This window comes from Pseudomonas sp. Bc-h (assembly GCF_002080045.1).
Classification (GTDB): domain Bacteria; phylum Pseudomonadota; class Gammaproteobacteria; order Pseudomonadales; family Pseudomonadaceae; genus Aquipseudomonas.
The window spans coordinates 284,312-302,050 of sequence record NZ_MUIN01000017.1 but is presented as its reverse complement, the minus strand read 5'-3'; the positions used below and the strand labels follow the sequence as shown (position 1 = coordinate 302,050).

The 17,739-nt window shown below is 58.5% G+C and carries 18 protein-coding genes; 4 read left to right on the top strand and 14 right to left on the bottom strand.

Translation table 11 applies throughout. The features are described from left to right. Nucleotides 1–119: 119 nt before the first annotated feature. The 6 genes from msrQ to BWR59_RS30620 form a co-directional block, all read right to left on the bottom strand. Nucleotides 120–740, bottom strand: a complete 621-nt coding sequence (msrQ, locus tag BWR59_RS30645) for a protein-methionine-sulfoxide reductase heme-binding subunit MsrQ (protein ID WP_081569402.1) — start codon at nucleotides 738–740, stop codon at nucleotides 120–122. Further along, the gene (gene msrP, locus BWR59_RS30640; RefSeq protein ID WP_081569401.1) at nucleotides 740–1,753 is read right to left on the bottom strand and encodes a protein-methionine-sulfoxide reductase catalytic subunit MsrP; all 1,014 of its coding nucleotides are present in this window, start codon (nucleotides 1,751–1,753) and stop codon (nucleotides 740–742) included. Before msrP ends, msrQ begins: the two co-directional genes overlap by 1 nt. A 73-nt stretch (nucleotides 1,754–1,826) precedes the next feature. Further along, nucleotides 1,827–2,675, bottom strand: coding sequence for a CDP-diacylglycerol--serine O-phosphatidyltransferase (gene pssA, locus BWR59_RS30635; RefSeq protein ID WP_081569400.1), 849 nt, complete (start codon nucleotides 2,673–2,675; stop codon nucleotides 1,827–1,829). Between the two features lie 153 nt (nucleotides 2,676–2,828). Beyond that, nucleotides 2,829–3,845 carry a ketol-acid reductoisomerase gene (gene ilvC, locus BWR59_RS30630; protein WP_081569399.1) on the bottom strand — a complete coding sequence of 339 codons (1,017 nt, stop codon included), beginning with the start codon at nucleotides 3,843–3,845 and terminating at the stop codon, nucleotides 2,829–2,831. A 46-nt stretch (nucleotides 3,846–3,891) separates the two neighbouring features. Beyond that, on the bottom strand, nucleotides 3,892–4,383 hold the full coding sequence (ilvN, locus tag BWR59_RS30625; RefSeq protein WP_081569398.1) for an acetolactate synthase small subunit: 492 nt from the start codon (nucleotides 4,381–4,383) through the stop codon (nucleotides 3,892–3,894). Between the two features lie 2 nt (nucleotides 4,384–4,385). After that, on the bottom strand, nucleotides 4,386–6,110 hold the full coding sequence (locus BWR59_RS30620; RefSeq protein ID WP_081569417.1) for an acetolactate synthase 3 large subunit: 1,725 nt from the start codon (nucleotides 6,108–6,110) through the stop codon (nucleotides 4,386–4,388). Nucleotides 6,111–6,519: 409 nt separating this feature from the next. On the opposite strand from BWR59_RS30620, the gene BWR59_RS30615 reads away from it, so the two are divergent. Beyond that, complete coding sequence (locus tag BWR59_RS30615; protein WP_081569397.1) at nucleotides 6,520–6,945, top strand: DUF4124 domain-containing protein; 426 nt, start codon at nucleotides 6,520–6,522, stop codon at nucleotides 6,943–6,945. Here the strand turns inward: BWR59_RS30615 and BWR59_RS30610 are convergent, their stop codons facing one another. The 3 genes from BWR59_RS30610 to mrcB are packed head-to-tail and all read right to left on the bottom strand — an operon-like array spanning nucleotide 6,946 to nucleotide 10,364. Then, a complete protein-coding gene (locus tag BWR59_RS30610) occupies nucleotides 6,946–7,275 on the bottom strand; it encodes a YqcC family protein (RefSeq protein WP_081569396.1) in 330 nt (109 codons plus the stop codon). Beyond that, nucleotides 7,268–7,987: a hypothetical protein gene (locus tag BWR59_RS30605; RefSeq protein WP_275532568.1), complete on the bottom strand. Its 720-nt coding sequence runs from the start codon at nucleotides 7,985–7,987 to the stop codon at nucleotides 7,268–7,270. Before BWR59_RS30605 ends, BWR59_RS30610 begins: the two co-directional genes overlap by 8 nt. A gap of 55 nt (nucleotides 7,988–8,042) precedes the next feature. Next, the gene (gene mrcB / locus BWR59_RS30600; RefSeq protein WP_081569394.1) at nucleotides 8,043–10,364 is read right to left on the bottom strand and encodes a penicillin-binding protein 1B; all 2,322 of its coding nucleotides are present in this window, start codon (nucleotides 10,362–10,364) and stop codon (nucleotides 8,043–8,045) included. Between the two features lie 133 nt (nucleotides 10,365–10,497). Between mrcB and BWR59_RS30595 the strand changes: the two genes are divergently transcribed. The 3 genes from BWR59_RS30595 to BWR59_RS30585 all read left to right on the top strand — a co-directional run bounded on the left by BWR59_RS30595 (nucleotide 10,498) and on the right by BWR59_RS30585 (nucleotide 13,031). Further along, a complete protein-coding gene (locus tag BWR59_RS30595; RefSeq protein WP_081569393.1) occupies nucleotides 10,498–12,033 on the top strand; it encodes a bifunctional aminoglycoside phosphotransferase/ATP-binding protein in 1,536 nt (511 codons plus the stop codon). Between the two features lie 101 nt (nucleotides 12,034–12,134). Further along, complete coding sequence (locus BWR59_RS30590) at nucleotides 12,135–12,479, top strand: pentapeptide repeat-containing protein (protein WP_081569416.1); 345 nt, start codon at nucleotides 12,135–12,137, stop codon at nucleotides 12,477–12,479. 228 nt (nucleotides 12,480–12,707) lie between these two features. Next, on the top strand, nucleotides 12,708–13,031 hold the full coding sequence (locus BWR59_RS30585) for a TfoX/Sxy family protein (protein WP_230982119.1): 324 nt from the start codon (nucleotides 12,708–12,710) through the stop codon (nucleotides 13,029–13,031). A gap of 184 nt (nucleotides 13,032–13,215) precedes the next feature. Here BWR59_RS30585 and deoC read toward each other — a convergent pair whose 3' ends face one another. The 5 genes from deoC to BWR59_RS30560 all read right to left on the bottom strand — a co-directional run bounded on the left by deoC (nucleotide 13,216) and on the right by BWR59_RS30560 (nucleotide 17,733). Further along, nucleotides 13,216–13,977, bottom strand: a complete 762-nt coding sequence (gene deoC / locus BWR59_RS30580) for a deoxyribose-phosphate aldolase (protein WP_081569392.1) — start codon at nucleotides 13,975–13,977, stop codon at nucleotides 13,216–13,218. Nucleotides 13,978–14,122: 145 nt separating this feature from the next. Continuing rightward, complete coding sequence (locus BWR59_RS30575) at nucleotides 14,123–15,028, bottom strand: ChaN family lipoprotein (RefSeq protein WP_081569391.1); 906 nt, start codon at nucleotides 15,026–15,028, stop codon at nucleotides 14,123–14,125. A 7-nt stretch (nucleotides 15,029–15,035) separates the two neighbouring features. Next, nucleotides 15,036–15,803, bottom strand: coding sequence for a heme ABC transporter ATP-binding protein (locus BWR59_RS30570; RefSeq protein WP_081569390.1), 768 nt, complete (start codon nucleotides 15,801–15,803; stop codon nucleotides 15,036–15,038). Continuing rightward, nucleotides 15,803–16,786, bottom strand: coding sequence for an iron ABC transporter permease (locus BWR59_RS30565; RefSeq protein ID WP_168184557.1), 984 nt, complete (start codon nucleotides 16,784–16,786; stop codon nucleotides 15,803–15,805). Before BWR59_RS30565 ends, BWR59_RS30570 begins: the two co-directional genes overlap by 1 nt. A gap of 50 nt (nucleotides 16,787–16,836) precedes the next feature. Further along, nucleotides 16,837–17,733, bottom strand: a complete 897-nt coding sequence (locus tag BWR59_RS30560; RefSeq protein WP_081569388.1) for an ABC transporter substrate-binding protein — start codon at nucleotides 17,731–17,733, stop codon at nucleotides 16,837–16,839. Nucleotides 17,734–17,739 lie beyond the last annotated feature (6 nt).

Genomic DNA, 17,739 nt, shown 5'->3' with positions numbered 1-17,739 from the left:
GAAGCACTTCCTCACTGCTTACTTCGTCCAACTCTTTGATTCTCAAGGAGTTTTCCGTTTCGTCTGCGCCGGAAGTGGGGCGAATTATAGACAGATCCTGAGGGGCGTCAAGCACTTATTTAAACTTTTGTTACAGCACCAGGTTTTCTCGCCATTCGACGAGGGATCCGCCTGGCAATTGCTGGAATTCTGATCGCCAGCAAGAACGCACCGACGCCAGCATATATCGCCCACTCCATGAGATCGGCGCGGACGATCCACAACATATGCAGCAAGCCGAGCCCGAGAATCAGATATATGAGGCGGTGAAGCTTCTTCCAACGCGCACCGAGGCGACGCTGGCTGTAGCGATTCGATGTCAGCGCAAGCGGCATGACGCAAAGGAAGCCTAGACTCCCGACAATGATGTAGGGGCGCTTCACCAACTCGACGCCCAACTGCACCCAATCAAACCCCAGAATAAAGAAACCGTAGGAAAGCATGTGTACCGACACGCAGGCGAAACACCACAAGCCCAACTGCCGTCGAACGGCAATCCACCCTCCCCAGCCTGTCACACGCTGCAGCGGCGTCATCGTCAATGTGATCAACACCAACACCAACGTGCCAAGCCCGAACCGATCTACCAGCACTTTCCCGGGGTCCGGTCCCAGATCCAGTATCCAGGCCTGATACAGCCACACTAAGGGCACCACAGCCACCGCCACAAAAACACACAGACGCCAGAGCACATAACGCATCAGTAGTCTTTCCGCAGGTCCATACCCGTATAAAGAGCGGCAACCTGCTCCCCATACCCGTTGAACATTTCCGTCTGCCGAATATTGGGACTGAACAGCCCGCTCGGCAGTCTCCGCTCGTGGGCCTGAGTCCAGCGCGGGTGGTCGACTGTAGGATTCACATTGGCATAAAAGCCGTACTCGTTAGCCGCAATGCTCTGCCAGGTGGTTTTCGGCTGATCACTGACCAGGCTGATGCGCACGATCGACTTAACGCTCTTGAAGCCATACTTCCACGGTACGACCAGGCGCAATGGCGCGCCGTTCTGGTTGGGCAATTCGCGCCCGTACATGCCGACCGCAAGAATCGCCAGCGGGTTCATCGCCTCGTCCAGACGCAGACCTTCGACGTAAGGCCAGTCGATCAGCGCGAAACCAGAACGCTGTCCGGGCATCACCTTCGGATCCTGCAACGTCTCGAAGCGAATGTATTTCGCCTTGGAGGTGGGCTCGACTTGCTTGAGCAGCTCGGCAATCGGGAAGCCTATCCAGGGAATGACCATCGACCACGCCTCGACGCAGCGCAGTCGATAGATGCGTTCCTCGAGCTGATAAGGTTTCATGAAGTCTTCAAGCGCATAGCGACCAGGCTTGCCCACCTCTCCATCGATCACCACAGTCCAGGGCTCAGTCTTCAAGGATCCAGCGTTTTTCGCCGGATCGCCCTTGTCGGTACCGAACTCATAGAAGTTGTTGTAGTGGGTCGCATCCTTGAAAGGGGTTATGGCCTCCTCCTTGACGGTCACGGCTTGCCACTGAGTCGAGGACAGCTTGCCCTTGAACCAGTCCGGAGCATTTCCTGCTTCGACCCCGGCGTATTGCGAAGGATCGGCAGCTAGCGCCCAAGCGGGCAGCGCACCGACGGCCAAACCGGCCAATGAGGCAGCCAACACAGCACGGCGTGATAGATAGATTGATTCAGGCGTGACATCCGACTCTTTGCAAGCGGATGCGAGAGGGATCTGGATAAGCATGGCGACTCCGCAGCCAGGGTGAATGGCTCAACCTTATAGGCTGCGGAGTGCGGTGTGAAATGAATCTATGACTCTATTTATGACGACGCAGGCGCAACAGGTACTGAACCGGGCCCGATGCCGCATACCCCAGGAAGATCAATAGCAAGATGCGCGGCGGATCGCTGAACACGACGGCGAACACCAGCACCACCGCAAGAATCGCCACAAACGGCACGCGCCCCTTGAGATCCAGCTCCTTGAAGCTGTTGTACTTGATGTTGCTGACCATGAGCATGCCCGCAGCCGCTACCAGCAGAGCAACCAGGAACGACAGCTTGGAACCTTGAATACCGTAATCGCTGAACGCCCATACGGTACCGGCGACAACACCCGCCGCTGCCGGACTGGCGAGGCCGATGAAGTAACGTTTGTCAGCCTTGCCCACCTGAGTGTTAAAACGCGCCAGGCGCAGTGCAGCGCCAGCGACATAGATGAAGGCGACCATCCAGCCTACCTTTCCCATATCGCCCAACGCCCAGCCGAATGCCAGCAGCGCCGGCGCTACACCAAAGGCGACCATGTCGGACAGCGAGTCATACTCAGCGCCGAACGCACTCTGAGTGTTGGTCATGCGCGCGACACGCCCGTCAAGGCCGTCGAGCACCATCGCCACGAAGATGGCAATCGCGGCAAACGCGAAGTACTTGCTCGCCCCTGCCTGATCGCCGGCACTCATGGCGCTTTGAGCACTCATGGCACTGATGATTGCGTAGAAGCCGGCAAACAGATTCGCCGTGGTGAAGAGGTTTGGCAGCAGATAAATTCCGCGATGCCGGACCTTGCGCCCTTCAGCGTCATGCCCCTCTTCTATATGTTCATCGATCGGTAGCAGGCTTTCGGCGTCAGAGGCCTTGTTCGGCTCTTCGGGACGTTCGCTCATGGACAATACCTTGCAGCTATGAATTTTCGACAGATGCTCGCGGCGACATCGCGCCTGCAAACGATGCAGCTTTATACCAGATGAACCCTCATAACGAAAAAACGCGACCCTGGGGTCGCGTTTTTCGTTAAGCGTAACCAGATTCAGCGAATCTTAGTTCTTGGCTTGGTCGACAATTTTGTTCTTCGCGATCCAAGGCATCATCGAGCGCAGTTGCTCGCCGATGATTTCGATGCCGTGAGCCTTGTTATTACGGCGCTTGGCGGTCATCGATGGGTAGTTGCTTGCGCCTTCGGCGATGAACATCTTCGCGTATTCGCCGTCCTGGATACGCTTCAGAGCGTTGCGCATGGCTTGACGGGATTCGGCGTTGATGACTTCCGGGCCGGTCACGTACTCGCCGTATTCGGCGTTGTTGGAGATCGAGTAGTTCATGTTGGCGATGCCGCCTTCGTACATGAGGTCAACGATCAGCTTCAGTTCGTGCAAGCACTCGAAGTAGGCCATTTCTGGCGCGTAACCAGCTTCAACCAGCGTTTCGAAACCGGCTTTGACCAGCTCAACGGTACCGCCGCACAGAACGGCTTGTTCGCCGAACAGGTCGGTTTCGGTTTCGTCTTTGAACGTGGTTTCGATGATACCGGTACGGCCACCGCCAACGCCCGAAGCGTAGGACAGAGCAACGTTCTTGGCGTTGCCGGAGGCGTCCTGATAGATAGCGATCAGGTCAGGGATGCCACCGCCTTTGACGAATTCGGTACGTACGGTGTGACCCGGTGCTTTTGGCGCGATCATGATCACGTCCAGGTCAGCGCGAGGCACGACCTGATTGTAGTGAATCGCGAAACCGTGGGAGAAGGCCAGGGTGGCGCCCTTCTTGATGTTCGGCTCAATTTCATTCTTATACAGGTGGGACTGGAACTCGTCCGGGGTCAGGATCATGACCAGGTCAGCAGCAGCAACGGCGGAAGCGACGTCAGTCACTTTCAGGCCATGGGCTTCAGCCTTGGCGACAGTAGCCGAACCTTTACGCAGGCCAACGGTGACATCAACGCCGGAGTCTTTCAGGTTGCACGCTTGAGCGTGGCCTTGGGAGCCGTAACCGATGATGGCAACTTTTTTGCCCTGGATGATCGAAAGGTCGCAGTCTTTGTCGTAATAAACTTTCATGAAATTCCCCTGTTATCTCGGCCGTCAGGCCATTCGCTAAATTAGGTTAAATGCTCAGCACTTTGTCGCCGCGGGCAATGCCCGTCACGCCACTGCGTACCGTTTCCAGGATGGCGGTGGTGCCGATCGCCTGGATGAAGCTGTCCAGTTTGTCGCTTGTCCCTGCCAGCTGCACGGTGTAGACGCTGCTGGAAACATCAACGATCTGGCCGCGGAAGATGTCCGTGGTGCGCTTGATTTCGGCGCGTTGGGCACCTGTCGCCTTGACCTTGATCAGCATAAGTTCGCGCTCGATGTGAGCGCTTTCCGACAGATCGACCAGCTTGACCACTTCAACCAGCTTGTTGAGGTTCTTGGTGATCTGCTCGATCACCTCATCATGGCCGACGGTGGTCAGCGTCAAACGCGACAGGGTCGGGTCTTCGGTTGGCGCCACGGTCAGGCTTTCGATGTTGTAGTTGCGCTGCGAAAACAGACCGACGACGCGAGACAGGGCACCCGGTTCGTTTTCCAGCAATAGCGAAATGATGTGCCGCATAATTAGGTACGCTCCGTCTTGCTCAGCCACATGTCGCGCATCGATCCATCTCTGATCTGCATCGGATAGACGTGCTCGGCAACGTCGACCTGGATGTCGAGGAACACCAGGCGATCCTTCATGGCGAACGCTTCTTCCATCTTCGGCCTCAAGTCTTTCAGATCAGTGATCTTCATGCCGACGTGACCATAGGCCTCGACCAGCTTGACGAAGTCAGGCAGCGACTCCATGTAGGAGTGCGAGTGACGACCGCTGTAGCTCATGTCCTGCCACTGACGGACCATGCCGAGCACGCCGTTGTTGAGCAGGATGATCTTCACCGGCAGGTTGTACTGCAGGCAGGTCGACAGCTCCTGGATGTTCATCTGAATACTGCCTTCGCCGGTCACACAGGCAACGTGCGCATCCGGGAAGCTCAGCGCCACGCCCATGGCGGCCGGAAGACCGAAGCCCATGGTGCCCAGACCACCGGAGTTGATCCAGCGATTCGGCTTGTTGAAGCGGTAGTACTGCGCCGCGAACATCTGATGCTGACCGACGTCGGACGTCACGTAGGCATCGCCCTTGGTCACTTCGCACAGTGTCTCGATCACTGCCTGAGGCTTGATCAGGCTGCCATCGCCACGGTTGTAGGGGAACAGATCACCGTCGGCACGCCACTCGTCGATCTGCTTCCACCAGGTTGCGACCGATTCCTTGCCAGGGGTTTCGCCGATTTCCTTGAGGGTCGCAACCATTTCGGTCAGCACGCTCTCAACCGGACCGACGATTGGCACGTCGGCCTTGATGGTCTTGGAGATCGAAGCCGGATCAATATCGATGTGGATGATCTTGGCGCCCGGGCAGAAGCGCGACGCGCCATTGATCACGCGATCGTCGAAACGCGCGCCGACAGCGAGGATCACGTCCGAGTGGTGCATCGCCAGGTTGGCCGTGTAGCTGCCGTGCATGCCCAGCATGCCGACGAACTGGCGATCCGTGCCCGGATAGCAACCAAGGCCCATCAGCGTGTTGGTCACCGGAGCATTCAGCAATTGCGCCAGTTCGGTCAGTGGTGCGGAACCGTTGCCCATGACCACACCGCCGCCGGCGTAGATGATCGGGCGCTTGGCGGCCAGAAGCATCTCGACAGCCTTGCGGATCTGACCCGAATGACCACGAACAGCCGGGCTGTAAGAGCGCAGCTTGGCTTTTTTCGGGAAGACGTATTCGAATTTTTCGGCCGGGTTGGTCATGTCTTTCGGGATATCGACTACGACAGGACCAGGACGACCGGACTGCGCCAGATAGAACGCTTTTTTGAGAACTTCCGGGATTTCCGACGGATGCTTGATCATGAAGCTGTGCTTCACGATCGGCCGGGAGATACCGATCATGTCGGTTTCCTGGAAGGCGTCGGTGCCGACCATGTTGCTTGGAACCTGACCCGACAGGACGACCATCGGAATCGAGTCCATGTAAGCGGTCGCGATGCCGGTGATGGCGTTCGTCGCACCGGGACCCGAGGTCACCAGCACCACACCAGCCTTGCCGGTAGCGCGCGCATAGCCGTCAGCCATGTGGGTCGCAGCCTGTTCGTGACGAACGAGGATGTGGCTCACGGCCGGTTCTTTGAACAGCGCGTCGTAAATATGCAGGAGGGCACCGCCTGGGTACCCATAGATATGCTCAACGCCTTCGTCACGCAAAAAGCGGACGACCATTTCAGCGCCAGATAAAAGCTCCACGTTGTTCACCTCTAAAACGCCAGAATACCGTCCACACAAAAGAGGAGACGGGTCTTAATAGGTTTACTGCCAGCAGAGCATGAGCGACGGTGGTCGCCGACTACGTCAGCACTGACTGAGCAAGTATTGGGAGCTCCCCTAAGTGTTTCGGGGTCATCCCACCCAGCGCGAGGTAACGCGTTGCGGGTGTAACAGGTCGACGCGGGTGTGCGCCTCATGATCTACCGAGACGGTCTGCTTCTGGCAGTCCCTCTACAGCGAACTTTGGATTGTTCTGATTCGCCACTCTCAAGTCAAGTCATGGATGCTCTTTCTTCACCCACCGGGCATCAAAAAGCACCGAATGAGGTCGTTGCGATACGCTTGTGGTACGTTTCGTCGGCACAGCAAATGAAGTTAAGGAAGCAGTATGCGCTGGATGATTGTTGCAGCCACGGTGAGTCTGGCAATCGGTTCGGCCAGCGGTCAGGCCGCCCAGATCTACAAATGGGTCGATGCGCAGGGGGTCACGCATTTCGACGCCCAACCGCCTGCGGGGCAGCCGGCTCAGGAAATCGACATACAAAAGCCAGTCACACCGCCGCCAGCCACGCCGAGGCAGCCCGACCCGACTCAGGAGCAGCAGGCCGTGGACGCGAAAGTGAAAAAACAGGTGGCGGCCCAAGAGATCAAGCGCAAGGCGTACTGCGAGCAGCAACGCACCAATCTCGCTCAGCTGGAGAACAACCCGCGAGTGCGTGAAGAAGTGAACGGTGAGTTTCGGCGATTCACCGAAGAGGAACGTCAGGCACGAATCGCCGAGGTCAAGAAGTCCATCGACGACACGTGCAACTGATCAAACCGACTCGGTGATCAACCGGTCGAACTGTGCCAGCAGGTCCTGCAGATGACGAGTTTCCTCTAGGCGGCTGGCGTAAACCATCTGCGCCATCTCCAGGATGCCCGAGGCGTTAGGCAGCGCCAGGTCCTGCTCGAGGATGGTTTTCATCCGGGGCAGGAAAATCCACTGCAGCCACTGATCGAAATCGAGCGTATCTACGCAAAATGGCTCGCGACTGGACAGATCCTCGTCGCTGGGCGGCACGTCTTTCCACCAACCCAGTACGCGAAGCTCACGCTCGATCAGCAATAGCTGATCGGCGATTTTCGGGAAGCGTTTATCCATTTGCCTTCTGCCGAGCCAGTGCCGCGCCAGCAGCATCACCCTGCTTCTCGCGGGCTTGTGCGATCAATCCCCACAGGCTGGCCTGAAGGCTCGCGCGACCATTAGCGTACGTCAGCGCACGGCGCGCCAGCTGTTCGGCCTGCGGAGCATCACCCTGGGCCAGACGCACCTGCGCCAGCTTGTACAGGACCTGCGGCTCACGGGGAGCGACGCGTTGAGCACGCTCGAGGCTCGACGACGCGCCATTGAGGTCACCGCTGCTCTGCTGCTGCTGAGCAGTGGTCAGCAACGCCAGCACCGGACCATCCAGTTGCTCGTCGGCCGACAGGCCGCCGCTGGAAGCCGACGGAATACCTGTCGGTGCCGAGGAAGGCATGTTGTAGGTATTGCTCGTCGTGGCCGGTGGTGCATACGAATTGTTGATTGGCGCCTGGTTGACGGGCGACGTATCAATCGGCGGAGTGCTGAGTGGAGCAGTGTTGCTCGGCGGCACAAAAGTCGAAATAGGCGCGGCACTGGCGTTGGCCCCGGTGGGCACCATGACGGTGACACCTGAATCCTCCGGGATCGCCTGCGTCTGCGGCTGGTTCTGCACCGGCGCGCGATACGTGTTGTTACGGTTTGAGGACACGCGCTCGCCATTGGACACGCGAGAGCCGGAATCAACTACCGGAATGTTACTGCGCGTCTGACTTGCGCAACCGTTGAGCAAAGCCAGAGCTGTTAAAGCCGGAATCCACCACTTGTTCACTTCACACCCTCTTCGCTTAGTTCAACCAGCCTTTGACCCAATCCATCACCGAGTCGGCAGGCGCTGTCGGCCCGCCGCAGGTCGGCCCGGGTTGCGGCTCACTGCCGCGAATATACGGCATCTGTACGGCACCGGGGCAGCTGGCATCGGTGCCCTGCCCGGTGGAGGCGTTGACCCAGGCCTGCACCACGTTGTCAGGCATGGCCATGTCGAGCGGCAGCGGGTCGGCCTTTTTCATGAAGCTGGTCCACACCTGCAATGCACCAGTGGCACCAGTGAAAGGCGTCTTGCCGTTATCGTCGCGCCCCATCCAGACCACCGCCAGCAGATCCTGACTGAAGCCTGCGAACCAGCTATCGCGAGAGTCATTGGTGGTACCGGACTTGCCCGCCAGATTCAGCGAACTCGGCAGAACGTTGTACACCGACTTGCCCGTGCCTTCGCGCATCACACGCTGCATGGCATTTTGCAGCAGATAGATGGAGCCCGGGTCGAAACGCTGCTGGATCTGGAACGGATAGCGCTTGAGCGGCTCACCTTCGGCGGTAAGCACACTGCGAATACCACGTAACGGCGTGTTGAAGCCGCCACTGGCGATGGTCTGGTACATGGTCGCCACTTCAATCGGGCTAAGCGCACCGGCGCCCAACAGCATCGAAGGGAATGCGGGCCAGTCACGGGTCACGCCGAGCTTGGTCAGGGTCTTGAATACATTCGGCACACCCAGGTCCAGGCCAAGCTTGGCGCTGGACAGGTTGTACGAGTGCGCCAGCCCCTGATACAGGAAGATGTTGCCGTGGGCCTTGTGATCGAAATTCTGTGGCTTCCAGATCTGGCCGTCCGCGCCCTTGACCTGGAATGGCTCGTCCGGCACCCAGCTGGTCAGCGTGTATTGCTGCGGACGCTCAAGCGCTGTCAGATAAATTGCTGGCTTCACGAGTGAGCCGATTGGCCTTACCGCGTCCAGTGCACGGTTGAAACCGGCGAAGCCGGCCTGTCGGCTGCCGATCAGCGCCTGAACTTCTCCCGTTTCCGGATTGGTCACGACCATCGCCGTTTCCATGTCATCGGAGCCTTTGCGGCCTGCAATCTTCGCAAAGCTCTCACGTACCGCTGCTTCGGACTTCATCTGCAGGATCGGGTCGAAGCTGGTGAAGATTCGCAGCCCTTCTTCGGTCAAGTCTTCGTCGCGATAATCCTGGCGCAGCTGACGCTTGACCAGATCGAGGAAGTCCGGAAAAGAGCTGTCGGCCAGCGAACCGGTCTTGGTAACGCCCAGCGGCATTTTCTTCGCCGCTGCGACAGCTTCCGGTGTCGCCACGCCCTGCTGCTCCAGCAAGTCGAGGACCAGATTGCGGCGTTCCAGCGCACGGTCAGGATTACGGCGCGGGTTGTAATAGGATGGGCCTTTGACCAAGCCGACCAGCAGCGCGACCTGGTGCAGTTTCAGTTCCGACAACGGCTGGCTGAAGAAATACTGGCTGGCAAGACCGAAACCGTGGACCGCGCGCTGACCATCCTGACCGACGAACACCTCGTTCAGGTACGCCTCGAGGATTTCTTGTTTGCTGTAATGGATTTCCAGCAGGATCGCCATCATGGCTTCGGTCAGCTTACGGGTAATGCTGCGCTCGTTGGTCAGATAGAAGTTTTTGACCAACTGCTGAGTCAGCGTCGAACCGCCCTGCCGCATCTGGCCAGCAGATGCGTTGACCCAGAATGCACGGGCAATCGACTTCGGCGAAACGCCAAAATGATGATAGAAATCGCGATCTTCTACCGTCACCAGCGTATCCAGCAGGTACGGCGGCGCCTGATCGAGCTTGATCAGAATGCGGTCTTCGAGGTTTTTCGGGTACAGACCGCCGATCATCAGCGGCTCAAGGCGCGCAACGGCCAGCTTTGAGCCATTGGCTGAGGTCAGGTCGGCAACGTAATCGCCGGAAAACCGTACGTGGATCTGCTGAGCAGGATCGGCACCCTCATAGAACTGAAAACCACGGGTATTCAGGTCGACGTTGTTGCCATTCACCGAAGCAGCACCCGGCCCATTAGCCACGCTTTCACGCCGATAACCCAAAGCGTCGAGCTCGATCAGGAAATCATCGCGAGACAGCTTCTGGCCGACAAACAGCTCCAGCGGACGCGCATAAACCTTCGCCGGGATGGTCCAGCGCTTGCCGGAGAATTTTTCCTGAACGATGGAGTCCAGGTAAACGGCGAAGCAGGCCAGGACCACCAGGCCCACAAGACTGAGTTTCAGGGCCCAGCCCAACAGGCTGCGAAGGCGGCTGTTGGCGGGTTTGGGGGATTTTTTTGAAGTGCGGGATCGAGTCATGGCGGCGGATTATACGCACTTTCAAGGTCATCGGCAGACCACCCTCACAGCGGTTTGCAGCAATGCGCCGAGCGGCCATAATGGCCACCTTTAGTCACCTCGAATCGACTTACTCTTCTTTCAAGGATTGTCCGTGAGCCAGACACTGATAGCAGCGCTGCAAAACCCTGCCCTGTTTCCCCACCCGGTGGAGCAATTTCAGGTCATCGAGACGCATATTTCCTGGGTGCTGCTCACAGGCCCCTATGTCTACAAGATCAAGAAACCGATGAACTTCGGCTTTCTCGATTTCACCACGCTAGAGGCGCGCGGACACTTTTGCCAGGAAGAACTGAAGCTCAATAAGCGTCTTACTGAAGATTTGTATCTGGAAGTGTTGCCAATCACCGGCAGCGCAGAAGCTCCGCAACTGGGGGGCGATGGAGAGGCAATCGAGTACGTGCTGAAGATGCGCCAATTCCCGCAGGATGGCCTGCTCAGCACGCTGCAAGCGAAAGGCGAACTGACCACTGCGCACATCGACGACATGGCCCGCCAGATCGCTGACTTCCACACAGCCGCTCCCAAGGTTTTGTCAGAAAACGTTCTTGGATCGCCCGAAAGCGTGATGGCCCCCGTCACTCAGAACTTTGAGCAGATTCTGCCGTTCCTCAGCGAAAAGGCTGACCTGATTCAGCTGGAAGCATTGGAGGCCTGGGCCAAGACCAGCTTCGAGCGTTTGAAGCCGTTGATGGCGCAACGCAAGGCCGAGGGTTTCATTCGTGAATGCCATGGCGACATCCACTTGGGCAACATCACCCTGATCGACGGCAAGGTGGTGATTTTCGATTGCATTGAGTTCAACGAACCGTTCCGCATGACCGACGTTTACGCCGACATCGGTTTCCTGGCCATGGACCTGGAAGATCGCGGCCTGAAGAGCCTGTCTCGCCGATTGATCAGCCAGTATCTGGAGCACACCGGCGATTACGCGGGCCTGGAACTGCTGAATTTCTACAAGGCTTATCGCGCACTGGTTCGCGCCAAGGTTTCGCTGTTCAGCCTGTCACCCGACGCAGATCACGTTCAGCGCGCCACCACTCTGCGCCAGTATCGTAACTACGCCAATCTCGCCGAAAGCTACAGCGCCATCCCGTCGAACTTCCTGGCAATCACCCATGGCGTATCCGCTGTCGGCAAAAGCCATGTTGCCATGCGATTGGTCGAAGCGCTGGGCGCCATTCGACTGCGTTCGGATGTAGAACGCAAGCGACTGTTCGGTGAAAGCACCGACCTGTACTCCGCAGAGGTCAGCGACGCTACGTACACGCGCCTGAATGAATTGGCAGCCGTGGTCCTGCAGGCAGGCTTCCCGGTAGTCATCGACGCCACCTACCTCAAGTTCGCACAGCGCGAGGCCACCGCAAAAGTCGCAGAAAATACCGGCACGGCGTTCTTGATCATTGATTGCGCCGCACCAAAAGCCGTCATCGAGGGCTGGCTGGCGCAGCGTCAGGCAAAGAATGAAGATCCTTCAGACGCCACGATGGAAGTCATCGAATCCCAGTTGGCCAATCGTGAGCAACTGACTGCCGATGAAACCCTGCGCAGCCGTCATGTGGAGACCAACCTGAGCAGCGATCTGGACAAGCTGGTCACGGATATTCGCCAGGTCCTGCCTGGCCTGTAAACCGGCTGATTGCCAATCGTCGAGCCGTGACGGATGCCTCTTCACGGCTTGACGATGGTGGCATTATAATGGCGCCAGAATTCCAACAAGGTGACGCCAAAATGAACCAGCCCAAGCAGCTCGACTCGCCGCTCTTCGCATTGCTGCGAAAAGACGACGTGAATGCATTCAATCTCCAACGTCCCAACAATGGCCCGATCGATCTGGCGGGTGGCGATTTCCGCGGCCTGGATCTGCGCGAACTCAACGCAGCCGACATCGACTTCACCGATGCTTATTTCCGCTCTGCCGACTTGCGCGGTGTGGACTTCCGCACGACGTCGCTTGAAGGGGCAAGCATCGCCCATGCGCAGATCTCAGGGGCCTATTTCCCTCCTGAATTGAGCGCTGACGAGATCCTGATGTCGGTTAATTTCGGCACCCGTCTGCGCTACCGCACTCGCTGAGCCTCTCGATAGCCGCCGTTCGGCAGCCGGTACCCGCCCTGCCTGCGCAACCAGGCCGGGTCCGTAGATATCCCCTTCCTGCTTTAGTCGCCGCTACCGTTCGGCGCTTAGTCAGAATTTTCTCGCTGATAGATCGAGAGATGTCCTACAGGCAACTACACTCATTCCAAGGCTCATCCCTGCAGTATGGTCGAGCCCAGGAGGCAGTATTCAAGGAGCAACACTCGCATGGAGGCATCACCAATGACGCTTATGAACAAGGACGACGAACTGCAACGAATGAAAAATCTGGGCAAGACATCCGCCCAATGGCTGCACGCAGCCGGCATTCACAAAGCAGCCGATCTACGCAGACTCGGCTCCATCGAGGCGTACCAAGCCGTCAAAAAACGAGGCTTTAGAGTCTCGAAAACCTTTCTGTATTCTATCGAAGCCGCTCTGCAAGGGATGGGTTGGAAAGAGTTGCTGGACGAGCAAAAAGCCGCGCTCAACCGGAAGCTGGAAACGCCTGACGGACTCCGGACAGCCACAGCCGAAGAAACTGCAAAATAGTTTGAGATTGCCTGTTGACTTACAAATGAGAATCACTATGATTATCACATCCAGTCGCGAGACTGGCCGGTAACCTGAAAGGCTCCTTGGTTCGGACTCTCAGATTATCTCCTCATCAGGCTAATCACGGTTTTTGACCCGGCTTTTTGCCGGGTCTTTTTTTGCTTGCACATTTGCATACGACCTATGAACCAACACCCAACTCGGCGAGCAGCTCATCCAGCAGACTCGTCGCCCCAAGACGCACCCTCCCTGCTTCCAGCCAGAAAGGACCAAATCTGGCTTGTGTCATTTCGATGTAGGTTCGCGCCTCCGCCAGCGTCCGAACATTTCCCGCAGCTTTGAATCCGACCTGTGGACCAAGCTCGGCAATGGCCTCGATCAGAATTCTCGCGGCCTGCGGGGTAGCGCTGACGATCTGCTTGCCCGTGCTGGTCTTGAGAAAAGCGGCGCCTGCACGAATCGCAGTCCGACAAGCGTCGTGAATGATCTGCGGGTCGCGCAGGATTCCCGTTTCCAGGGTGACGGTCAACATGCCCCGCCGCCCGCACTTTGCCCTGCACGCGGCAACCATCTCTCCCCCCAACTGTTTGTTACCGGCCAGTTGAGCGTGGAAGGGATAGACCAGATCGATTTCGTCAGCTCCTGTAAGCATTGCGGCCTGGGCTTCAGATTCGACTGTATCGACGCAAGCCCCGCCGTTGGGGAAGTTGACCACCGCCACGACCTTTACATTTCGCGCACGCAAATCGTCGAGCAGCCGTCGCGCGAGCCCGGCAAACCGGGGCAATACACAGACAGCGGCAACATTGCCTACCGGTGTCAGCGCTCTTTCGCATAGCGAAATAATGCGCTCGGCTGTGTCATCCGCGTTGAGCGATGTCAGCTCCAACAGTCCAATGGCTTTTTGCGCGATCACTTGGTCGCTCTCATTCATCCCGCTCATATCGCCTCCCTGGACACCTGTGATTTACGGGAGCGACGATAATCCAACGCGGTAGTGCGTGAACGGCGATGCGGGCTGAGCAGAGCAGGCCTACGCAGTTATCAGAAAGATCCTAAGGATTTTGCCTGCAAAAAACGGCTTGCAGTCATTGATCAGGCTTGCGCATCTGGGCGCAATAGTCCTGATCTGGTACTGCGGCGGTGGACCAGACGTAATCGGCAGTGCCAGGCTGAACGTCGCTGCCAACCTGCGCCAGCAGCAATACGATGGGGCGTTCGGGACTGCCCAGATCAGCCATATGCAATGGAACACCCAGGTCTTTGCGCACGTGGTAACTGCCCGCAAACAACAAGGCGGGCGTTGGCGCGTCTATTACGGCGCGAGCCATGCGCCGGTCACGTTGTTGCTGGATCGCCAGCATCGCCGGCAATGCGTCTTCGGGGAGCATCCCGCAATGGGAATCGCGAACCTGCGCCAGCAACTTTTCCCGGACAGCATCGCTTGTGGATAAGGTGCCGCTGAGCACGGGGCGCCGATGGTAGATCGCCCCCACCTCCCTGGCTCCCAGATTGGCCGCAAGCACGGGATATGGCTGGGCCAGGGCAAAGCGCATCACCGGTCCGTAAAGCGCCCAATCCCAGCCTTTTTGCCACCCGAGCGCAGCAGGCAAGTCAGCAGGATACTGGCCCTGACGGATATCACGCTGCACAACGTCAGCCTGTTTTTGCTGGTCCGGCGTGAGCATTTCGAGCAGAAGGCTACCTTGCGGTCGCTGATCGCCGAGCGCCTGGAGGAGCCACAACTCCAAAGCGTGATGGTCAGGATTGTCATGCTGCTCGCCAACCAATACGTGCGGCGCCACAGCGAGGCGCGCTATCAATTGCTGCGGAGTCAGGGATTGCCCACTGCCAAGTTCCCGAATCATGCCCAGATCCACATGTTCGTGCCCCTTAGGGCTTTGCCAGGAAGGTAGGGGCGGCAACGTCGACGAGGACTGGCAAGCACTCGCCAATGACAACACCAGTATCAGCACATATCGACGCACGGACATTCCCTCTTCAGCGCGCGATGATCAGTAGATGACCACGCTCCGGATGACGCTGCACCAACACTTCCAGACCGAACACCGCCTTCAGGGCGTCAGGGGTCAGCACCGCATCTGGCGTTCCTTGCGCGAACGCACGACCGGACTCAAGCAATACCAACCGGTCGCAATACCGTGCTGCCAGATTGAGGTCATGGAGAATCACCATCACGGCACCACCTCGATTGGCGAACTCCCGCACAGCCTGCAACGTGGTGTGCTGATGCAGCGGATCGAGCATCGACGTCGGCTCGTCCAGCAGCAGGGTCTGGCCATCCTCACCCGGCCACAACTGCGCCAGCACCCTGGCCAGATGAACCCTCTGACGCTCGCCGCCAGACAACGCGAGGTAGCTGCGATCATGCAAGTGCAGCGCGTCGGCGGCTTCGAGTGACGCCTGAATGATCTGGGCATCGCGCTGCTGACCACTGTCATGAGGCAGCCGCCCCATCGCCACTACTTCCTGAACCTGGAACGCAAAGCTCAATGTCGAACTCTGCGGCAAGACGGCCAAACGGCGCGCGCGCTGCTGACCGCTCCAGTGCGCCAGCGGCTGACCATCGAGCCAGAGCTGCCCCTGCGTCGTTTTCAACTCTCCACACAATGCACCCAGCAACGTGCTCTTGCCAGCACCGTTCGGCCCCAGCACACCTAGCATTTCGCCTGGATTGAGCGTCAAGTCGATTTCCGCGAGCACACATTTGCCATCGCGATGAACGCTAAGGTTCTCGGCCTTCATCATCAGGTGCGCCCTCGAACCAGCAGGAACAGGAAAAATGGCGCACCGATGAACGCTGTGACAATGCCGATCGGCAATTCCGCGGGGGCCAGCACGAGTCGAGCGAAGACGTCTGCGAACAGCAAAAGAGTCGCGCCCGCCAACGCCGACGCAGGCAACACGACACGGTGATCAGGCCCGGCAATCAAGCGGACCAGATGTGGGACGATCAGTCCAACGAAGCCAATCAGCCCCGCCGCTGCAACGGCCGCGCCGACACCCAAAGCGATGCACAGCACCAGTTCGCGCTTCAGGCGCTCGACTTCAATGCCCAGATGCCGGGCCTCCGATTCGCCAAGCAACAAAGCGTTCAGCGCCTTGGCCCTGCGTGGCAACCAGAGGATGACCAGCACGCAGACCAGCAGCAATGGCCACAGGCGCGCGTAACTGGCGCCATTGAGCGTACCCAGGTTCCAGAAAGTCAGGGTACGCAGGGCGGCGTCATCGGCGAGATAGGTGAACAGCCCGATGATCGAACCCGCCAACGCCGTCATCGCCACCCCGGCCAGCAGCATGACACCGACGCTGGTTTGACCCTCCCGCCGCCCCAGCCGATAAACGATGCCCGTCACGGCCAGCCCGCCGGTAAACGCGAAGATCGACAACACGTAGGGTTCCAGCACAGGCGGCATTCCACCCAGCGAAGCGCCCGCAATGATCGCGATAGCAGCACCTAAAGCCGCGCCACTGGATACGCCGACCAGACCAGGGTCTGCCAACGGATTACGGAACAACCCCTGCATTGCCACACCCGACAACGCCAGAACAGCACCCACCGCCAGGCCCAGCAAGGTACGCGGCACGCGAATCTGACCAAGGATCAATTCAGCCTGCTGCAAGTTGTCCCCGGCCACAGGCAGGCCCAGCAAACGCAAACCGGCGCGCAGCGTGTCGATCAGCGGCAGGCTGACGGGCCCGAGTGCCAGCGACAGCCAGATCGCCAGCAGGCACGCCAGGCTTAAAGTAATGAACAGGGTGCGAGGTTGCAGAATGACCCTCATTGAGCGGGCGATACCTTGGCGTTAAGCGAACCGTCTGTTGGGTAAAAGGCTTTGGAAAGGGTTTTCATCGCCCCAGGAAGACGCGGCCCCAGACCACCGACGAGCAACGTGGGATCAACTTCTATCAACCTGTTATCACGAGCAGCTTGTGTCGCAGCCAGCAGAGGGTTTTCCCGCAACAACGCGTCGCGGGATGAGGCGCCGTTCTGCGCGCGGTCGGTGAACACCAGAACCTGGGGGTTCAAGCCGGTCATGGCCTCGGCAGAAAAAATCTTGTAACCGGTATGAGTCGCAAGATTACGGCCTCCCGCCTGCTTGATCAGCCAGTCGCCAACCGTGCCCGCACCCGCAACCATGGGTGCCGCCCCGGCATGGCTGACCAGCAACAATACACCTGGGGCCGATTGATGCAGCTGTGCCTGGGCGACCCAATCGTGTTGGCCTTGCAGTTGTTTGGCGTATTGCTCGCTCAACTGATTTGCCCGCGCCTCATCACCGAGCAGCGCCCCCAGCCTCTTCAGATTGCCCTGCAGCGCAGTGACATCGGCGCCAGCGGAGAACACTTCGATCTTTACCCCTGCGCCGCGCAATTGCTCAAGCACGGGCGGCGGCCCCATTTCTTCAGTGCCAATCAGAATATTCGGACGCAAACTCAGGATGCCTTCAGACGACAACTGCCGCTGATAACCAATGCTGGGCAGAGATTTGATCGACTCGGGATGCTGACTCGTGGTGTCGATGCCAACCAGATGCGACTCTGCGCCCAACGCGACCACCCACTCAGTCAACGCACCGCCGGCACTCACCCAACGTTGCGAGGCTTCCTGCGCCGACGCCAGATGAGTGAACAGAAGCCCGGTCAGGATCGCGGTCAGCTTGGTCATGGAGCGCATATCGGG